15 protein-coding genes and 1 riboswitch are annotated in these 16,776 nt (G+C 36.8%); of the genes, 13 read left to right on the top strand and 2 right to left on the bottom strand.

All coding sequences use genetic code 11. From position 1 onward, the window contains the following. Nucleotides 1-61 precede the first annotated feature (61 nt). The 3 genes from AC1ECF_RS09730 (at nucleotide 62) to AC1ECF_RS09720 (ending at nucleotide 4,372) form a co-directional block, all read left to right on the top strand. Nucleotides 62-919: a hypothetical protein gene (locus AC1ECF_RS09730; protein ID WP_480389213.1), complete on the top strand. Its 858-nt coding sequence runs from the start codon at nucleotides 62-64 to the stop codon at nucleotides 917-919. A 425-nt stretch (nucleotides 920-1,344) separates the two neighbouring features. Beyond that, nucleotides 1,345-2,838: a malate:quinone oxidoreductase gene (locus AC1ECF_RS09725; RefSeq protein ID WP_480389212.1), complete on the top strand. Its 1,494-nt coding sequence runs from the start codon at nucleotides 1,345-1,347 to the stop codon at nucleotides 2,836-2,838. Nucleotides 2,839-3,064: 226 nt separating this feature from the next. After that, the gene (locus AC1ECF_RS09720) at nucleotides 3,065-4,372 is read left to right on the top strand and encodes a Spo0B domain-containing protein (RefSeq protein ID WP_480389211.1); all 1,308 of its coding nucleotides are present in this window, start codon (nucleotides 3,065-3,067) and stop codon (nucleotides 4,370-4,372) included. Nucleotides 4,373-4,524: 152 nt separating this feature from the next. Here the strand turns inward: AC1ECF_RS09720 and AC1ECF_RS09715 are convergent, their stop codons facing one another. Beyond that, complete coding sequence (locus AC1ECF_RS09715) at nucleotides 4,525-5,166, bottom strand: hypothetical protein (protein WP_480389210.1); 642 nt, start codon at nucleotides 5,164-5,166, stop codon at nucleotides 4,525-4,527. A gap of 501 nt (nucleotides 5,167-5,667) precedes the next feature. Here AC1ECF_RS09715 and AC1ECF_RS09710 point away from each other — a divergent pair. After that, nucleotides 5,668-5,892 carry a transcriptional regulator SplA domain-containing protein gene (locus AC1ECF_RS09710; protein WP_480389209.1) on the top strand — a complete coding sequence of 75 codons (225 nt, stop codon included), beginning with the start codon at nucleotides 5,668-5,670 and terminating at the stop codon, nucleotides 5,890-5,892. A 10-nt stretch (nucleotides 5,893-5,902) separates the two neighbouring features. Further along, complete coding sequence (gene splB / locus AC1ECF_RS09705) at nucleotides 5,903-6,931, top strand: spore photoproduct lyase (protein ID WP_480389208.1); 1,029 nt, start codon at nucleotides 5,903-5,905, stop codon at nucleotides 6,929-6,931. A gap of 176 nt (nucleotides 6,932-7,107) precedes the next feature. Here splB and pgeF read toward each other — a convergent pair whose 3' ends face one another. Then, complete coding sequence (pgeF, locus tag AC1ECF_RS09700) at nucleotides 7,108-7,869, bottom strand: peptidoglycan editing factor PgeF (protein ID WP_480389207.1); 762 nt, start codon at nucleotides 7,867-7,869, stop codon at nucleotides 7,108-7,110. A 220-nt stretch (nucleotides 7,870-8,089) separates the two neighbouring features. Between pgeF and AC1ECF_RS09695 the strand changes: the two genes are divergently transcribed. The 8 genes from AC1ECF_RS09695 to AC1ECF_RS09660 all read left to right on the top strand — a co-directional run bounded on the left by AC1ECF_RS09695 (nucleotide 8,090) and on the right by AC1ECF_RS09660 (nucleotide 16,761). Then, complete coding sequence (locus AC1ECF_RS09695) at nucleotides 8,090-10,036, top strand: methyl-accepting chemotaxis protein (protein WP_480389206.1); 1,947 nt, start codon at nucleotides 8,090-8,092, stop codon at nucleotides 10,034-10,036. 346 nt (nucleotides 10,037-10,382) lie between these two features. Then, nucleotides 10,383-10,976 carry a SafA/ExsA family spore coat assembly protein gene (gene safA / locus AC1ECF_RS09690; RefSeq protein ID WP_480389205.1) on the top strand — a complete coding sequence of 198 codons (594 nt, stop codon included), beginning with the start codon at nucleotides 10,383-10,385 and terminating at the stop codon, nucleotides 10,974-10,976. A gap of 318 nt (nucleotides 10,977-11,294) precedes the next feature. After that, a complete protein-coding gene (locus AC1ECF_RS09685; protein WP_480389204.1) occupies nucleotides 11,295-12,386 on the top strand; it encodes an MBL fold metallo-hydrolase in 1,092 nt (363 codons plus the stop codon). Nucleotides 12,387-12,513: 127 nt separating this feature from the next. Then, on the top strand, nucleotides 12,514-12,906 hold the full coding sequence (locus AC1ECF_RS09680; protein WP_480389203.1) for a hypothetical protein: 393 nt from the start codon (nucleotides 12,514-12,516) through the stop codon (nucleotides 12,904-12,906). Between the two features lie 127 nt (nucleotides 12,907-13,033). Then, nucleotides 13,034-13,217: riboswitch (Lysine riboswitch) on the top strand. 128 nt (nucleotides 13,218-13,345) lie between these two features. After that, on the top strand, nucleotides 13,346-14,191 hold the full coding sequence (locus tag AC1ECF_RS09675; RefSeq protein ID WP_480389202.1) for a transporter substrate-binding domain-containing protein: 846 nt from the start codon (nucleotides 13,346-13,348) through the stop codon (nucleotides 14,189-14,191). Between the two features lie 79 nt (nucleotides 14,192-14,270). Continuing rightward, nucleotides 14,271-15,032, top strand: a complete 762-nt coding sequence (locus tag AC1ECF_RS09670) for an amino acid ABC transporter permease (protein WP_480389201.1) — start codon at nucleotides 14,271-14,273, stop codon at nucleotides 15,030-15,032. Nucleotides 15,033-15,045: 13 nt separating this feature from the next. After that, complete coding sequence (locus tag AC1ECF_RS09665) at nucleotides 15,046-15,747, top strand: amino acid ABC transporter ATP-binding protein (RefSeq protein ID WP_480389200.1); 702 nt, start codon at nucleotides 15,046-15,048, stop codon at nucleotides 15,745-15,747. 213 nt (nucleotides 15,748-15,960) lie between these two features. Then, a complete protein-coding gene (locus tag AC1ECF_RS09660) occupies nucleotides 15,961-16,761 on the top strand; it encodes an alpha/beta fold hydrolase (RefSeq protein ID WP_480389199.1) in 801 nt (266 codons plus the stop codon). Nucleotides 16,762-16,776: the final 15 nt, after the last annotated feature.

Genomic DNA, 16,776 nt, shown 5'->3' with positions numbered 1-16,776 from the left:
TATTAAATATTTTTATAGGTTAATGGTCTTTAAAGCTTCACGTAAAGAATTAGAGGAAGTATTGCTTCAATTTGGAGTCCATGTTCGCCCTAAATATGAGAACGGAGAAGAGTTACCTCCATTTTATAATCCCGAGCAAGAAGATAGTTTATATTATGACTTTCAATTACTATCTTCCTTTCCTAATATCCAAAAGTTCAATGAAGAATTAGCTGACTTAATCCCTAAAATTAGTGATGGTGGTAGCTACCAACCTTCTGCAGGGTTCGTGTTTTACGAAAGTGACTATAAAAATGCCCCATTCTTTAAATTAATGGGGACAGGTAATTCAAGCCGTGCTTTTATAGATAGTCGGAAGAAAAAAATTGATAAACACATTTTTTGTACCACCTGCTCTATTCATTCCAGAAATTTGTTATCTCCACTTGAAGTGAATTATTCAAAAGCAGGAAAGCGTTTAATGGCAAATGTAGACCAAGAATATTGGGTCATAACAGAAAAGTTTGCCAACCTTTTAGATGAGTGGAAACTGACAGGTTATGAATTAAAAGAAGTGATTGATAAAAGTCCCAATCCCCAAAAACTATTTAGATTAATTCCGACTGTGGAAATGCCTAATTGGTCAAAAGATATGAAATTCCATTATATTGATCGTGGCTGTCCTAAGTGTGAATATAGAGACTGGGTTCCTTTGACTTTTCATTATGACCATTCCACTTTGAATGGTTTACAAACAGATTTTGCTTTTACGAAAGAGTACGTTTTTTCAGGAAGTATAGCTTATAAACCACTGTTAGTTAGCGCACGCTTTCGAAATTTAATTATTGAAAATAAGATTTCCAATGAAATTATTAACTTAGATGATAAACAATATAAATCCAGTAGTTGGTTTTTTCAACCAATTACGGTCTCCGGATAAAGGTAATTTTCCACATTGTAGAATCTTTTAAATCGGAATGATGTTGTCTTGTTCGCAAGTCCTCTTTATATCTGTGCTTCTAAAAAAAGCTGTCTGAAATTGTCTAATCATTAACTATTTTTATTTTAAGAATTTTTTACAATGTGTTACTATTTACTTGGTAAGATGAAGAGTTACTGCATAACCAAAGCCACCATCCTTGCAATTAGCTTGGTATAGGCTTTGTTTTTTGTGTTATCCTTGGATGGAAGGTATTCTTCTTCTATGTAAGCTTTCAAAAATCTTATTATTATAATATAATATAGTATAAATTCTCAAACTAATACTAATTTTATTGCATTATGACATGGGTATAGGTGTGTGAATAGGCACCAAGAAATCGCCTATATCATTCCTAAAAATCTTAAGATATAAGGATGGTAAAAATGAGCAATATAGAACCAAGTACAGACGTTATCTTAATTGGTGCTGGAATTATGAGTGCGACCTTAGGGACAATCTTAAAAGAGCTTGCGCCAGAAATGAATATCAAAGTGTTTGAAAAGCTAGACAAAGCAGGCGAAGAAAGCTCAAACGAGTGGAATAATGCAGGTACAGGACATGCTGCTCTTTGTGAGCTCAACTATACTACAGAAAAACCAGACGGTTCTATTGATATTAGTAAAGCAATCAATGTCAATGAACAGTTCCAGGTTTCTATGCAATTCTGGGCACATCTTGTGAAAAATAAGCTAATTAACAATCCAGAAGACTTCATCATGCCACTTCCACATATGAGTATGGTTCAGGGCGAGGAAAACGTGAAGTTCTTGAAAAAACGCTTTGAAGCTATGTCTAAAAACCCTCTTTTCCAAGGCATGGAATACTCAGAGGATGCAGAGCAATTAAAAGAATGGATCCCGTTAATTATGGAAAATCGTGAAGCAAATCAAGCAATTGCTGCAACAAAGATTGATACAGGAACAGATGTTAACTTCGGTTCTCTAACTCGTATGCTATTTACACATTTGAAATCACAGGGTGTGGAGATCAGCTATAACAATTCTGTTGAAAACTTAAATCGTACCACTGACGGCAAGTGGGAAGTAAAAGTGAAAAACAATGCTGAAGGAAAGCTAGAAACCCATAAAGCTAAATTTGTCTTCATTGGTGGTGGAGGCGGAAGCTTACACTTATTACAAAAATCAGGGATACCTGAAGGAAAACATATTGGTGGATTCCCAGTAAGTGGTATCTTCTTAGTGTGTAAAAATCCAGAGGTTATTGCGCAGCATCATGCGAAGGTATACGGAAAAGCAGCAGTTGGTGCTCCACCGATGTCCGTTCCTCACCTAGATACGCGCTTTATCGATAATAAAAAATCCTTATTGTTTGGACCATTTGCTGGCTTCTCTCCTAAGTTCTTGAAGACAGGCTCTATGATGGACTTAGTAACTTCTGTTAAGCCACATAATCTTTTCACTATGTTAGCAGCAGGTGCAAAAGAAATGTCCTTAACGAAGTATTTAGTTCAACAATTAATGCTTTCAAAAGAGCAACGTATGGAAGAACTTCGCCTATTTATTCCTAACGCCAAAAGCGAAGATTGGGATTTAATCGTAGCAGGACAACGTGTACAGGTTATTAAAGATACAGAGGCTGGCGGTAAAGGGACCCTTCAATTTGGTACAGAGGTAATCACTGCAGCTGACGGTTCCATTGCAGCTTTACTAGGAGCTTCTCCAGGGGCTTCAACAGCAGTTCCAGTAATGTTGAATGTCATTCAGCGCTGCTTCCCAGACCAATTTAAAGAATGGGAGCCAAAAATTAAAGAGATGATTCCATCGTTCGGATTATCCTTAATGGCAAATCCTGATTTATTGAAGGAAGTACATGCATCTACAGCAGAAGTTTTGTTTAAGAAAACAGAATTAGTATAAAATCTTAGCCTTCAACTCCTTCCGAGTTGAAGGTTTTTGCTTTTTCTGTCGAATAAATTTACGCTGACCAGCGCGATAGCTAGATAGGGTAATGGAAAGACTAGTGTTCAAATGATAGTAGCATGGTTGTTATATTTGCTGCTAGTTTGTTTTGGGGACTAAATCTCTTTTCCGAATTTTATAGTATAATAGGGATAACGTATGAAATAGAAAAGGATCCTGCTATATGAAACGTTTTAAAATCAGATTAATAGTTGGAGTGGCAGCCATCCTCCTCCTATCTCTTACCAGTATAAATATTTATACTTCTTACATAAAGACTATTGAAACGGTGGAGGAAACAATAGCCAACCAAAGCTTAGAAGCTGCAAAATCCATTGCTTCTGACATGGATTTACATACATACGAACAATTCTTGCAAAATCCTGTAGAGAATGAATACTATGATGAAATAACCGAATATTTAAATGATGCCAGAAATAAGCTAGGTGTCCTATATGTATACGTTCTAGAGATAGATAACCCTACTGTATCAAGAGCGCTGGCTATGGGTGGTCCGCCAAAGATGCAGGAAAACTTCCAAATAGGAGATCCTTGTACGGTTCCTACCCAGGATGTGAAGAAGGCGTATGCGGGTAATACTTACATAACAGAGGTGATTGAGGATCCTACCTATGGCAATTACCTTTCAGTTGGGGCACCTATTAAGGATGAAGAAAATCAGATACTTGGATATATAGGAATTGATATTAGTACGGAGTCATTAAATTCTATCAAAAAAGAAGTAATTAAAAGTAACATTCCTCTTTTTATTTTTAATGGACTATTCATCTTAATTGTTATCATTTTGTTCTCCTTCATACAAAAATGGTATAGGAAGGAGTTGAAAAAGGAAGTAGGCTATACAGAGGATACATATCAAAATGAAATAAAAACTCTCATTACCTCTATTGCTTCCATACGTCATGACTATGTAAATCACATGCAGGTAGTGCATGGATTTTTAAAGCTTGGGGCTTCTGATAAGGCGTTGCAGTATCTAAATTCGCTGTTGAAGGAGACTCAGCCGCTTCAAACCGAAGCTTCTTTTTCTAATCATCCCGGACTTTCCATTTTACTGCAGATTAAAAAGCTTGCAGCTCAAAATAATCATGTAGAGATGGAGCTTTCCATTTCAGAAGATTCTTTTCAGCATATTAAAACAACAGATCTTATTAAAATTTTATCGAATCTAATAGATAATGCGATTGAAGCGACGATTGAATTACCAGAGGATGAGCGTTATGTATCTATTCATTGTGAAGCAAATGATACTCACTATATATTTATCGTAACAAATACTGGTCCTATGATTATGGATAAAGAGGAAATCTTTAAGCAAGGCTATTCAACTAAAAAAGGTAGAACGAAGGAAGCAAGAGGACAGGGATTATTCATTGTAAAAGAAGTAGTGAAAAAATACGCTGGAGATATCGATGTCAGCTCCTCAGCTACTCTAAAAACTACTGCTATTGTAAAAATACCGAAGAGTTAAGGCAGGGACAAACCTCTTATAATTCTTTATGAAGGGAATAGATTTTGTCCCAGCTTTTAAATAAGAATATAAAAGCCAGTAAATTCTACTCGCTGTAGAACTTATTGGCTTTTTCATATTAACGTTGGTTTGCCCCATGTCTGTTCTAGTAATTATTGTTGACCGTTAATTAAGACAGATTCAGTGATAGAGTCAAAGACGTCTAAATGCTTTTCATAGTTCTCAGGTAAGCTAGCATAAGTAAATATGAAAGCTCTATCCTCATGTATAAATGTTCGTTGGTTTAGCTGAGTTCCTTCCTGCGTGTTAAAGCTTACAGCCTCGTTCCAATCCATCCCATTTACATTGTAGTAATCAATACTTTCATAATCGAACCCTGTAATATTTGTAGCTGCCTCAATATAATCCTTTAATTCCATTTTCATTGGTAGCTGTTCCACTACCACGTTAACATTTGAACGATCATTTTGGTCTATGATATATAATGCAACTGGCATTCCTTGATCCGGTACTTCCACCTGCTCAGCGTTTTCGGGTAAATTAAAATTGATTCCTTCAAATTCTATATTTCCTTGTATATTGCTTTCTATAGTGTTTTCTTCATCCTGGGTAGCAGAGTCATCTTCTACCTTTTCCTCTTCTTCAACAGGGCTATCAGCGGATGCTTCTTCCAATAGTTCAACGTCAGCTTCAAACGTATCATCCTCTTTAGCTCCATCTGTTTCAGAGTCAGAACAGCCAGTTAGAATGACAGTTCCCAACAACAAACCTGCTACTAAATCTTTAACAGACATGTTTTCACTCCTCTTTCCTGAATTATCTGTCTATCATATTAGGAAAAATATAATAAACTAGTATTACAATGTTTCTATTCACTTTTTTAGGTAAATTGAAACCTATTTATTTAAAAAATGTAAAGAACGTTATAAAAATGAAATATTGTTAATGTAAAATCTATAGCTTTTCTACTTAGGCAACATATTTGTGGGGGGAGAGAAATTGGGAGCACTGATTGAATTAAGAAATGTAACGAAATAAAAAGAAGCAGGTAAGATAGATAACCAATTTTCCCATTGGTGCCTTCCACCTCTACGTTCAGCCCTTGAAATAATGAGTATGAGAGATGAAGAGTTCTCTTTTTCTATATATATGTATGGACAATTTGATTGGATTTTTCTTTATAGTCTACTGTTAATTGCTTTCTTATAGCTATTGTGACAAAAAGAAGGAAAGCATAAGAAATTCACATAATCCCCTATTAAAGAGCCAAGCTATAAAAAAATGGAGGGATTATTGTGTATCATAATTATTCAGCAGGAGATATCGTATATGTTTTTTATCGCAATCCACATACGCAAGATGTTGCCAATGTCCAGCAGGCAGCAGTTGTAAATAATCCAGAGCAACCGGAGGAGCTTGCTATTTTTCTTTATGAGACCTATTATCCTTTAACAGTGGATTTAGCTGTTTATACTACCGAGATGGAAGCGGAAAATGCTTACCGTCAGTACTTTCAATGAGGGAAAGAGTATGAGAAAGCCTTTCACACCGCAATTGGTTTATTTTGAGCCGAAAGCATTAGATTATCCTTTAGGGATGGAATTGCTAGAGAAGTTTAGAAACATGGGAACAGAAATACGGTATACAACCTCACATAATCAGGTAAGAGATTTACCAGGAGAAAATGATTTCCAAAAGTATCGAATTGCAAAATCTACGCTTGTAGTAGGGATAAGAAAGACCCTAAAATTTGATACTTCTAAGCCCTCCGCAGAATATGCCATTCCTTTTGCGACAGGTTGTATGGGCCATTGCCATTATTGCTACTTGCAGACTACAATGGGGAGCAAGCCATATATCCGAACTTATGTGAATGTGGAGGAAATATTAGAGCAAGCGGATGAATATATGGCAGAGCGAGCACCGGAGATTACACGATTTGAAGCTTCCTGCACCTCTGATATTGTAGGAATCGATCATTTAACACATACACTGAAGCGTGCCATCGAGCATTTTGGACAGTCAGAGCTAGGGAGGTTGCGTTTCGTTACGAAGTTTCATTACGTAGACCATCTGCTTGACGCTAAGCATAACGGTCGTACAAGATTTCGTTTTAGCATAAATGCTGATTATGTGATTAAAAATTTTGAGCCAGGAACCTCTCCTTTAAAAAAGCGAATTGAGGCTGCTGGCAAGGTAGCACGAGCTGGGTATCCTCTCGGCTTTATTGTTGCTCCTATCTATTTGCATGAAGGATGGGAGGAAGGCTATTACCACATGTTTGAACAGTTAGATGCAGAGCTTCCAAAGGATGCACGAGATGATATTACCTTTGAATTTATTCAGCATCGATTCACGAAGCCTGCTAAAAAGATCATACAAAAAAATTATCCGATGACAAAGCTTGAGCTAGATGAAGAAGCTCGTAGACTTAAGTGGGGTAAATATGGTATTGGGAAGTATGTGTATAAAAAAGAGGACGAAGAGGATATTAAGGAGCATCTATCTCAATACATGGAGAAGTTTTTTCCAAATGCAAAGTTTGAATATTTTACTTAAGGGGGCCTACAAAAGGCCCTTTTATATTGGCAAGCCAGCTATAGAGACAAGTGCTAAAGGAAGGGCTAAGTGTTAATATAAGCTTCTTTTTTGAAGAGCTGTTTAGGTCCATCAATCACAAAGAAGAAGCACTGACTCTAAATTAGATTCGTCAGTGCTTCTGCATTTTTCAAAAGTTATTCTTTTCTCATAATAAAGCTTACATGACGACCCGCTTTCCTATCCTCTCTATAAGAAAATCCTTCTTCACTGAGGAATGTACAAGTACGATCTATCAAAATATTATCGGAAGGGATTCCGATAAGCTCACACTGACGTTTTACTGTCAGTTGATTATCAATATGATATTTATTTGTTTCCTCATTAAAATAAATAAACTCATCTGCATAGCCCAATTCTTTAAACTTCGTATAAACGTCCTCATCTACTTCAAATTTTTTCTGACTTAAAGCAGGCCCAATGAATACAAAGAAATCTACTGCATCACAATTTTCTACTTGGATCAGATGTTGAAAAAGCTTGGTAGTTATTTCTTTCACTGTTCCTTGCCAACCGGAATGGACAGCTCCTACTAGATTCTTCTTTTTATTATAAAAAAGCATTGGAACACAATCCGCTGTAAAGCTAGTTAACAATAAATTTGGCTCAAATGTATATAAGGCATCAGTGTCCGGGATTGCTGTGTCTAAGGCGGTTGCTCCTCTGCCACTGTCCTTTTTTGTTACTTTGTAAAAATTTTCACTGTGCGTTTGGTTGGCACAGACCATTTGATCAACATTACAATGTAAGGTTGCGGTGAGGTTTTTCCTGTTGCTCAAAACATCTTCTGGCTTCTGACAAGTATGGAGAGCCATATTATTTTGTTCGGGAGCAGTTACATCCTTTAAAGTAATACCAGCAATAAAATTATCATCATTTCTATACAATCTTGTTTTCATCTTGTCACCTGTTTTCTGTTTATTTTTATTTAGTATACCTTTATTTATGTATTTTTTAAGTATATTAACCAAATTACTATTATTATACCTTGAAATGGTAAAAATATTATAGTAAGATAGTTTCTGTTGTTTTTAAAAATTAAGAATTTTATCTTATCGATTGTTTTTTTATTAAGGGTAATTTTACCTATAAGGATAAATGAAGGGAAGAAAACAAAGTATGAAAAAGGTTTTAAATTTTTCTATTCAAAAGAAGCTGATATTAGCATTTGTAACAGTTTTATTAGTACCAAGTATAGCGATAGGGGGATTTTCCTATACATCTGCTAAGAGTAAGGTAGAGGAGCAAATGCTCAACGCTGCATCTCAAAATGTTGAGCTAATAAACCAGAACGTCAACCTGTATTTTGAAGATAGAATGCGATTAATTATTTACCTAGCTAATTTTATAGAAGGTAAAAATGCGGAACAATCATACCCTATATTTCAAGATATGTTAAAAGAATATCCTGAAGTGCAGTCTTTCTACATAGGTACCACCGATGGAACGATTATTAGCTCTTCCACAAACTCTGATAGGATAGCCACTTCGCAAGAATGGTATAAACAAGCAAATAACGATCCTTCTAAAGTATATATAAGTGAACCATTTACAAAAGAAGATTCACAAGCTGCTTTCATTACTTTATCGAAAAAACTAACCGATGGTAGTGGTGTAGTTGCTTTTGAAATGAAAATTGATCAATTGAAGGAAATGATCAATAAAGCCAAGATAGGGAATGAAGGATATCCTCAGGTTCTCGACCAGAATAGTAAATTCCTTATCCATCCTAATCAACCAGTAGGAGCACCAGCTAATAATGCAGAGCATAAGTATATGTTTGAGCATGAATCAGGCACGACAGAATATATGCTAGAAAAAGAAGAGAAGAAGCTAATGTTTACCACGAATGAGCTTACTGGATGGAAAATATCTGGAACAATGTATTCGAAGGAAATTACGGAAGAAGCAAGCTCTATTCTTGTAAATACATTAACTGTCATTGGAATTGCTTTTATAGGTGGAGCGCTTCTTGTTACCCTTATTCTAAGATCTATACTTCGTCCATTAAAACGTTTAATGAGTGCAACAGAAAAAATTAATAGCGGGAATCTTAACGAACAAATAGAAGTGCATTCTTATGATGAATTAGGTCAACTAAGCAATAGCTTTAATGACATGGTGGACTCTCTCCGTTCGATGGTAGATCAAGTGAATCTTTCATCTGCTACTTTAACGGCATCTTCAGAAGAGCTGCTAGCAAGTGCAGAGGAAAGTAATCATTCTGCTAAGGAAATAGCGGAAAAAACCGAACAGATGGCCATTGGTTCAGAGGAGCAGTTAAATAGTATCAATGGTGCAGCGACAGCCATTAACCAAATGTCAGCAGGCATACAGCAGATAGCAGCACATAGCGAAGAAGTTTCTGGTTTAACAACTAGCACATTAGAGCTTTCTGCTAATGGAGCAAGTAGTGTAAGAAATGTGATTCATCAGATGAATGACATCCATCACACAGTCCAAGACACAGCAAAAATTATTACAAGTCTAGGTAACAGATCAAAGGAGATCGTGAGCATTGTTTCTATTATAACGGAAATATCTAGCCAAACGAATCTTCTTGCATTGAACGCTGCGATTGAAGCAGCGCGTGCTGGAGAGCATGGTAAGGGATTTGCTGTTGTGGCCGACGAGGTTAGAAAATTAGCAGAACAATCTACTACTTCTGCACAACAGATTTCAGAGCTCATTATGTCTATACAGAAGGAAACAGAGCAGGCTGTATCCTCCATGCAAAGTGGAACTGCTAAGGTGGTAAGTGGGGTGGAGACAACCCAAAAGTTTGGGGAACTATTTAAGACCATTAATGAGCGAGTGACAGAGGTAAGTGAAAGAGTTCAAGAGGTAGCTGCCTCTATTAACCAAATGTCAGCGGGAAGTGAGCAAATTGTAGAGTCTATTGAAGTTGTAAAAGAATTGGCTGAGGAAGGCTCAAAAGTAAGTAGAAATAATACTCAAATTAGCGAAAATCAATTACAAACAATCGAAGAAGTTACAGCAGCAGCTCAGTCTCTTGCACACTTAGCAGAAGAAATGCAAACTACTCTATCAAGATTCACCCTTTAGATGGAGTATTGGCACAACTCTTTTAAGTTTTCAAATACATCTATTCTAGACTAGTACAAATGAATATCTACATTGAAGTAAACACGTACGATTAATCCAGTGGATATCGTGCGTGTTTTTATTAGGCTTAGTTTATCCATATTATGGTCGAGAAAGAATTACCAAAAGCTTTATATTACATTCGTATTACATAAATGGAAGGGTCTAAACTTTTGACCTTTCCACCTTTTTGAAGCATATAGCTTTCTCTGTAATCTAACTGTAAAATTTCTTCCAAATATTTTGGTGTGAGTAGGTGAAATTATTACTTTAGTATGGAGGTATAAAAAATGAAAGGATTGATAGAATGCTAAAGAAAATTATTCTAGCTTCACTATTATCATTACTATTACCTCTTTCCGCTATGGCGGCAAACACATATACAGTAGTATCAGGAGATACTCTTTGGAAGATTGCTGTAAAAACAGAAACAGGGATATCTGAATTGATTGAAGCAAATCCTCAGATTAGTAATATCAATTTAATTTATCCAGGACAAAAAATAAATGTACCAAGCAACCAAGAATATTCAGTAGAGCAAGAGGTTATTCGCTTAGTAAATGCGGAGCGTACAAAAGCTGGCTTGTCCTCCTTAAAATATGATTGGGAGCTTGCAAGAGTAGCAAAATATAAATCTCAGGATATGCATGATAAGAATTACTTTAGTCATACAAGCCCAACTTACGGTTCCCCATTTACTATGTTGAAAAATTTCGGTATTAACTATAAGTCGGCGGGCGAAAACATTGCTATGGGGCAACGTTCTGCTCAAGCAGTAGTTAATGCATGGATGAATAGTGAAGGTCATCGTGCCAATATTTTAAATAAAAATTATACTCATATTGGAATCGGGTATGTAAAAGACGGTCACTACTGGACACAAATGTTTATACAAAAGTAAGGGAAAAGGGATATCCCATAAGTAGAAAAATTATGGGACAATCTTTCCTTCTTTGATAGATATATGCTATTTACCCTGCTCCTCCGATGCTCGCATGGGGAGATAGAAGAAGTAGATAAAAACATATATAGAAAAAAACAGGGTTGAGAACCTCTCTAATTAGTCATCGACTTTTTAGAGAGGTTTTTTATTTGATTAACAGCTTAAAAAGTAAGTTACAAAGCTATGACAAGTACCCAGAAAAGGTTTGTTTTGAGTTTACTCGGGAATAGGAAGGACACATTATAGAACGGGAAAGCAGAAGAGGAGGTAGATTCTTTGCAACTTCGTCGTTACCTTGTAGTTATTCTGTTTGGGATAATAAGTGTTGGTTTTGTCAGCATGCAGATAGAGGAGGTAGAATCCAAGAGTGATGAGGAAATGCAGATGATAGAAGCTAGAAAGAAGTTCTTTGGCAAGCGGTATGTAGATGAGAACACCGGTAAAATTAGCCCCGATCAAGTAATTTTCTCATGGGTAGGGGTCTCCAATTTTGCCGTGGCTGTAAATGGCCAAGTCATTTTACTGGATGCATGGATACCTGGAGAGGATTCTAACTATGTTCCTGCAACTGCCGAGGAGCTAGCTGCTCTTCAGCCAGAAGCAATCTTCATCGGGCATTCTCATTTTGATCATGCAGATCATGCGGCGGAGATAATAGAAAAGACAGGGGCCACATTAGTAGGCACTCCAGATCATTGTGAGCAAATAAAACAGGATGTAGAGACCGAAGCTGCTATAAATTGCGTAGAAGCGATAAAAGCGGATTCGGCTCCTGGGGCGATTCAAAAACTTAAATTTCTAGAGGGTGTAAAAATTACAGCGATTTCTCACGTTCATTCAGCTCTAGAGCTACCAGATACAGATGACCAATCAGCTCCGCTATTTTCAAAGAAAGATAGAAACAGTGAGGCTCCTAAGGGGGATATAAAGGAATTACTTGCTTCTGTAGGGGAAGACGAGGGAGGTACGGTCATGTACCAATTCCAAGTAGGAGAGTTTACCTTTGCTTGGAATGATTCTGCTGGACCAATTAAAGAAGAGGCACCAGAGTTAACAAACATTCTAGCTTCTTTATCTGAGACAGATGTTCAGCTAGGAGCGATTATGGGCTTTAACCAATATACAAATGGGTTAAGAGACCCGCGAATGTATATAGAGGCTTTAAATCCTAAGGTGTTTGTGCCTACCCACCATGATAATTGGTCTCCACCAATTACTACTAGCGCAGAAAACTATCGTGAAGCTCTTGAAAAGGAGCTGGACAACCTTTCAGGAAATATTCCCGAGCTTATATTCTTATCGGATCCAGATGACTACGTCAAACCCGAGCGTTTAACCTTTAATATATTAGATGAAAAGTGGCGATAAAAAAGTGGTGAGTAGAGAAAGATATAGTCGCTTTCTCTACTCATTTTTATGGTAAGCAGTCATTTTGTATGTAACGTTTCTTTCCTTTATTGCGTCTATTATAGTAACTGTGTATAGGAGCTGAAAAATGAAAAAGCTACTGTTTATTTTGTTACTATTCCTGGTCGCTGGATGTGAAAGTATAAACGAATCTCACCAAGAATACCTATCCTCGTTAGGCTGGGAGATAAAGGCGTCGGGTGAAGTAAAAAAGTATATATTAGATGTTCCGGAAGAGATGCTTGAAAATTATCGAGCAAGTGGTGTGACGTTTATCGAGCAATATAACGGAAAAGAAATAACAAGATATGAATATAAACTTAAGGAAAAAACGGTAGACAATCAGCATTTAATGGCATATGTCTATGAGTATGAGGAGGAAATTATAGGAGGAAGTGGTTCTCTGCCAACTCATACCCCAGGAACCTTCAACTTGGAGAATAAAGAGAGATTGGTAAAGGAGAAATTAATTAAAAAGTAGAAGAAAATTAATGGAAATATGAATTTATATATGGATTGAAAAGAAAAAAATGTAATATAGAATCATTGACAGATAGAAAATGGTCATGTAGACTATGAACAATAATTGAATAAAACCTCGCTTACATAAGTGAGGTAGAGGCGCGATATTTAACAGTTCCTAGAGGAGCAGGAGAAAGCCATGATGCTAGGAAGAAGGAAATGTCGCCGAAGTGTGTAATAATCTCGTTATTACATGCTGGGTCTACAGTGAATAACTGTAGGACTGTCCATGTGAAACATCCCGGTTTCTCATGGTGTGCTATCTCATTAGGGAAAAGTAGAGGAATTCTGGGCAACCATACATAACGGACCTGAGTTCATCTCAGGGCTTTTTTTGTATGTTTGTCCTTTTTTTATTGCTTGAAACATATCATTTATAAAAAAGGAGATTCATAGACATGAAAAACAAGATAACTATTTTCTTAACCATTCTAATTGCTACCATGCTATTAGCGTCATGCGGTACATCTAATCAAGAAGAGACAGGAAATGCTAGTGCTAGCGAGGAAAAAGAAGTGTTTCGAATTGGCTTAGAAGCAGGATATCCTCCTTTTAACTGGACGCAAATGGATGAGTCAAATGGAGCAATAAAAATTAATGGAGCTGCAGAATACGCAGGAGGCTATGATGTAGAAATTGCTAAAAGAATTGCAGAAGGGCTTGGAAGAGAATTAGAAGTGGTGAAATTAGAATGGGATGGCTTAGTTCCAGCTTTAACTTCTGGAAAAATTGATGCTATTATTGCCGGAATGTCTCCAACGGAAGAAAGAAAGAAAACGATTGATTTCTCCGATAATTACTATACCTCTAATTTTGTCATGGTCGTAAAAAAGGGTAGTGCTTATGAGGAAGCAACCTCTATTCAGGACTTTAAAGGTGCTAAAATAACGGGACAATTAAATACTTCTCATTATAATGTGATTGATCAAATCAATGGAGTAAAGAAGCAGCCTGCATCTGATAATTTCCCTGCAATGAGAGTAGCCCTAGAATCTGGCATGATTGATGGCTATGTATCGGAGCGGCCAGAGGGAGTAAGTGCATCCACTGCAAATGAAAACTTTGTGATGATAGAGTTTACTGAAGGTTTTAAAGCAGATCCAGTAGAAACAGCTACAGCTGTTGGATTGCAAAAAGGAAATCCAGATATCGATAAAATTAATGAGATTCTAGCTGGAATAAGTGAAGAAGAACGTCAAAAGCTGATGGATACAGCAATACTTAATCAGCCAGCAGCTGAATAAAAAAGATGGACCAGCTGCCTAAATTAGCAGCTGGTTTTTAAACAGATAAACGAACGAATGTCTTAAATAGGGGGAAAACATGAGTGTAGAGTGGATCATATCAATCGTAACAAATTACTGGCCAATGTTTCTTCGAGGCGCCGGCATTACCTTGCTAATCTCTATTATAGGAACCATTATTGGAGGGGCGATTGGCTTACTTACTGGGGTTATTCGTACAATTCCAAAGCCTTCAAGAGGTATTAAGAAATTTATTTTAACATGTATCAATTTCTTTTTATCAGCTTATATAGAGTTCTTTAGAGGAACACCTATGATTGTACAAGCGATGGTTATCTTTTATGGCTCCGCTTTAGCCTTTGGATGGAACCTGCATACTTTAGTAGCTGCCTTACTGATTGTTTCCATAAACACGGGAGCTTACATGGCTGAAATAGTTAGAGGAGGAATCATCTCCATAGACAAAGGACAGTTTGAAGCCTCCCAAGCAATTGGTATGAATCATTTTCAAACAATGTTCCACGTGGTACTTCCACAAGTAATTCGCAATATTTTACCAGCAACGGGAAATCAGTTCATTATTAATATAAAAGATACTTCTGTGCTTAACGTAATTGGTGTAACAGAACTATTTTTCCAAACAAAATCTATCGCAGGAAATAACTTTCGGTACTTTGAGTCTTTCTTTGTAGCTTGTATCCTCTATTTTGTCATGACGTATGCAGTCACATTAATTTTAAGATATTTTGAGAGGAAGCTAGATGGTCCTGAAAATTACACAATGATAGTTGGCCAACCCCAACAGCTCACTATTCCAGTAAGTAAGAATGAAAACCACTAAAGGAGGAGCAGAAATGGAAAAAGTAATTGATATTCAACATCTAAGCAAATCCTTTGGCACACATGAGGTTCTGCGGGATATAAATTTCTCTGTCCAAAAAGGAGAAGTAGTTTGTATGATCGGCTCCTCTGGCTCAGGTAAATCCACTTTATTGCGTTGTGTGAATCTCCTAGAACAGCCAAGTGGTGGGCAAATTATATATAACGGAGAAAATATTTTAACCTCTAACCAAGACATAAACAGCTATCGAACGAAGCTTGGTATGGTGTTTCAGCAATTTAACTTATTCAACAATCACACTGTATTAGGAAATTGCACAGTTGGCCAAATAAAAGTTTTAAAACGCTCTAAAGAAGAAGCAGAAAGAATTGCGCTTAAGTATTTACAGGTAGTAGGAATGGACCAATACATTCATGCAAAGCCTAAGCAGCTTTCTGGAGGTCAAAAGCAACGAGTAGCTATAGCCAGAGCGTTGTCTATGGAGCCAGACGTTCTATTATTTGATGAACCAACCTCTGCTCTTGATCCTGAAATGGTAGGAGAGGTCTTAAAGGTAATGAAGGAGCTTGCGGAGTCCGGGCTGACCATGCTTATTGTTACTCATGAAATGGATTTTGCTAGAGAAGTATCTCATCGAGTAGTTTTTATGGACAAGGGTGTGATAGCAGAGGAAGGGAGACCAGAGCAGCTCTTTAATAATCCTACTCAGGCATGAACAAAGGAGTTTTTAAAGAGAGTAGTCAGATGATAAATAGGTGCATTGTTGCATTTCCTTTATTCAACTAGAAAATTATAAGATAAACTAGTATATTAGAAGTAGATATTTTTGGAAAATATACTAATGACTTGATAGGCTTCCCTTCTTTACTGATGTGGGAGCTATTTTTTTAAATGGAGATGAACAAGAATTCTGTCCAGAGGTGTGTATATGGTGAATGTGCTAGAAAGGAACAATGTACAAGTAATCGGAAATGGTGAAAAAACATTGGTTTTTGCTCATGGATTTGGGTGTGATCAGACAATGTGGAGATATATTACTCACGCATTTAAACAGGACTATCGAATTGTCTTATTTGATTATGTAGGCTCTGGAAACTCTGATTTATCCTTTTATGACTTTCAAAAATACAACTCGTTAACTGGGTATGTAGAGGATCTCTATGACGTGTTAACCTCCTTGCGATTAAAAGAGGTTATTTTCGTTGGACATTCCATTAGTTCTATGATTGGAATGCTAACAGCCATAAAATATCCTGAGCTTTTTAAAAAGATGATTATGATTGGTCCGTCTCCAAGATATTTAAATGATTTAGATGGCTACTATGGTGGCTTTGAGGAGCCGGATATCTTAGAGTTATTAGAAATGATGGAGATGAACTTTGTGGGATGGGCGACCTCTATGGCACCGAAAGTAGTAGACAAGGAAGACAGTCCGTTAGTTGCAAAGGAAGTAGAGACTAGCTTTCGTTCCAATGACCCGGCAGTTTCCAGACAGTTTGCAGAAGTAACCTTTTATAGTGATCACCGTCGTGAACTTAACGATCTGGATATTCCAGTTTTAATCATCCAATGCTCGGAGGATAGCATTGTGCCGATTGAGGTAGGGCAATACCTGCACTGTCATTTAAAACATAGTAGCCTTCAAATTATGGAGGTAAAAGGGCATTATCCGCATCTTAGTCACCCAGAGGAAACTGCTCAACTGATTTATAATTTTTTGTTGGATTAAGAGGAGATAGCTAAA

Source organism: Psychrobacillus sp. Z3-81, from assembly GCF_056620325.1.
This window is presented reverse-complemented; position numbering and strand designations above follow the sequence as displayed.